General features: G+C 71.2%; 3 protein-coding genes. 2 read left to right on the top strand and 1 reads right to left on the bottom strand.

Annotated features, from left to right (window positions below; genetic code table 11):
* Positions 1-1,292 (top strand): prolyl oligopeptidase family serine peptidase (locus VNE60_05865; protein HVB31037.1); only part of this gene is annotated, 1,292 nt, incomplete at its 5' end.
* A gap of 13 nt (positions 1,293-1,305) precedes the next feature.
* Here the strand turns inward: VNE60_05865 and VNE60_05860 are convergent.
* A complete protein-coding gene (locus VNE60_05860) occupies positions 1,306-2,373 on the bottom strand; it encodes a hypothetical protein (GenBank protein ID HVB31036.1) in 1,068 nt (355 codons plus the stop codon).
* Between the two features lie 136 nt (positions 2,374-2,509).
* Between VNE60_05860 and VNE60_05855 the strand changes: the two genes are divergently transcribed.
* On the top strand, positions 2,510-2,785 hold a 276-nt coding region (locus tag VNE60_05855), incomplete at its 3' end, for a hypothetical protein (protein ID HVB31035.1).

Raw genomic sequence — 2,785 nt, 5'->3', positions numbered from 1 at the left:
CCACCTTCGCGGCGCTCGGGCGCGGGCGCGGATTCGGCGGGGGTGGGGGCGGCCGCGGCGGCCCCAGCGACACCGCGTTCTACAACAATCCCGGCGCCCTGCTCACGCAGCGCGGCACGCTGGGCGGCGACGTGGCGATGGTGTCGCCGGACGGCGGCGTGTATCTGCAGGGCGTGCAGTATTTCCGGGACTACCTGCAGCAGGCGCCGCGCGCGTTCGTGGACCGGTATCCGATCGCGGGCGGCGACAGGACGCGCGTGTTCGAAGGGCCGGCCGACGCGTGGGAGACCGTGGTGGCGCCGCTGGACGACGACTTCTCGCGCGCCGTGGTGACGCGCGAGACGCGCACGCAGGTGCAGGACGCGTACCTGTGGACGCGCGCGGGCGGGCCGCTGGTCAAGCTCACCGCCAACACCGACTACGCGCCGGAGTTCACGAGCGCCGTGCGCAAGCGGATCGAGGTGACGCGCGCCGACGGGTTCAAATTCGTGGTGAACCTCACGCTGCCCGCCGACTACAAGGCGGGCACGCGGCTGCCCGGGATGTTCTGGTTCTATCCGTACGAGTACACCACCCAGGCCGAGTACGACCACACGCTGCGGTCGGAGAACGTCAACCTGTTTCCGGCGCAGGGGCCGCGCACGATCGAGTATCTGACCACGCAGGGCTACGCGGTGGCGGACTTCGATCCGCCCATCGTGGGGCCGGCCGGACGGATGAACGACAACTACGTCTCCGATCTGGTGATGGATCTGTCGGCGGTGATCGACCAGCTGGACAGGGACGGGTACATCGACCGCGCGCGGCTGGGCATCGGCGGGCACAGCTACGGCGCGTTCAGCACGATGAACGCGCTGGCGCACACGCCGTTCTTCAAGGCGGGGATCGCCGGCGACGGGATGTACAACCGGTCGCTCACGCCGAACGACTTCCAGAACGAGCGGCGGAGCTTCTGGGAGGCGCAGAAGACGTACGAGGAGATGTCGCCGTTCTTCTACGCCGACAAGATCCAGGGCGCGGTGCTGATGTACCACTCCCTGGAAGATCAGAACGTGGGCACCGACCCGATCAGTTCGATCCGCATGATGCAGGCGATGCGCGCGCTGGGCAAGACGGCCGCGCTGTACATGTATCCCTACGAGGATCACGGGCCGGCGACGAGCGAGTCCGATCTGGACCAGTGGGCGCGGTGGACGGCGTGGCTGGACATGTACGTGAAGCACGCCGGCGAATGGAAGGCGGGCGCCGACGACAAGATCTCGGCGGCGACGGCGCTGCCGGACCCGCGGTAGCGGAGGCCGGCGGTCAGCCTTCGGAAGGGCGCAGGGCGCGGAGCTGTTCGAAGCCCGCCGGCGGGAGCAGCCCGTCGGCGATCGCGGCGATCTCCTCGGCGTCGCGCCAGGCGTCGGCCAGGAGCCGCAGCTCGCCTTCGAGCGCGCGGCGCTCCGACTCCTCGTGCATGGCCATCTCGAGCGCCAGGGCCTCGACGGGCGCGAGGTGCAGGGCGCCGAGGTGCCGCATGCCGTTGAGCACCGACATCACGCGTCCCTCGCGCCATTCCACCGCGCGCGAGGCGGTGCGGAGAAAGCTGGATGCGTCGCCGGCGGCCTCGATGCGCGAGACGGCGCGGTGCACGCCGGCCGCGGAGGCGCCGAAGCGATTGGCGCCCACGAGGAGCACGCGGGCCATGTGGAGCGCCTCGGCCCCGTCGCAGTAGGCCCACCCGCCGTCGTGCGGGAGCCGGAGCGTGGGGTGCTCGCCCACCATGTGGAATTCGGCGTCGCGCACGTGGCGCGCGCGCACCGTGAGTACCCGCCGGCCGCGCTTGAACCGCGCGATCACGCGGTCGTACCGCAGGTAGTCCCGGGCGGCGAGCGCGGCCACCACGGGGGGGACCCCCATGGCCGACGTGATGCCGGGCACGGCGACGATCGAGATGGCGCCGGCGGCGAGCGCGGGCGCGAGCAGCGGGCCGGCCACGATGCCGGTGAGCACGGCGGCGGCCGCGGCGGAGCCGACCACGATGGCGGTGTTCAGCCGCCGGTGGGCGAAGCGCGTGCCGTAGCGCCAGGCGGCGAACTCGGGACGCAGCGGCTGGCCGATGCGGACGAGCTGCGTGCCGTCGGGCAGGCGCGCGAGGCCGATGTTGTCGGTGGTCACGCGCAGGCGCGTGCGGCGGAACACCCGCTCGGCGTCCTCGATGGCTTCCCACCGCTCGTCGAGCGGCGAGAGGTTCCAGCGGGCGCAGCTGCCGCAGATCACCCAGAGGCGGCCCTGGGCGGCGTCGAACGCGAGCCGGCGGCCCACCGGGAAGTGCTCGATGGCCTCGTTGGCGCCGAGCGCCGCGTGGCAGAAGATGCAGGTGGAATACATTCGAAGCCCAGGGAACCGTTCGCCTGCCGGAGGTTAGGGAGGTACGGTGGAGGGCGACCGCACTGCACGACCGCTGTTCCTCCGCCTACAATACGCCATCCGCCCGGTTCCGCCAGACCGCCATCATTAGAGATACATGACAATCGCCGCCGCCTTCGCGTTCGTCCTGGCCTTCCAGCAGGGGGCCAACACCACGCCGCCGTCGGGAGACACCACCGGCTACTGGCAGCAGCACGTGCACTACACGATCACCGCCACGCTGGACGAGCCCCGGCAGGTGGTGCACGGCGTGGCCGATCTCGTCTACGTGAACCACTCGCCCGACACGCTGCGCGAGATGTACGTGCAGCAGTACCTGAACGCGTTCCGGCCGGGCTCCCGGTGGAGCGCGGTGGACGCGCGCGAGGGGCGG

The sequence above is a fragment of the Gemmatimonadaceae bacterium genome (genome assembly GCA_035533755.1).
Lineage (GTDB): Bacteria > Gemmatimonadota > Gemmatimonadetes > Gemmatimonadales > Gemmatimonadaceae > JAGWRI01.
This window is presented reverse-complemented; position numbering and strand designations above follow the sequence as displayed.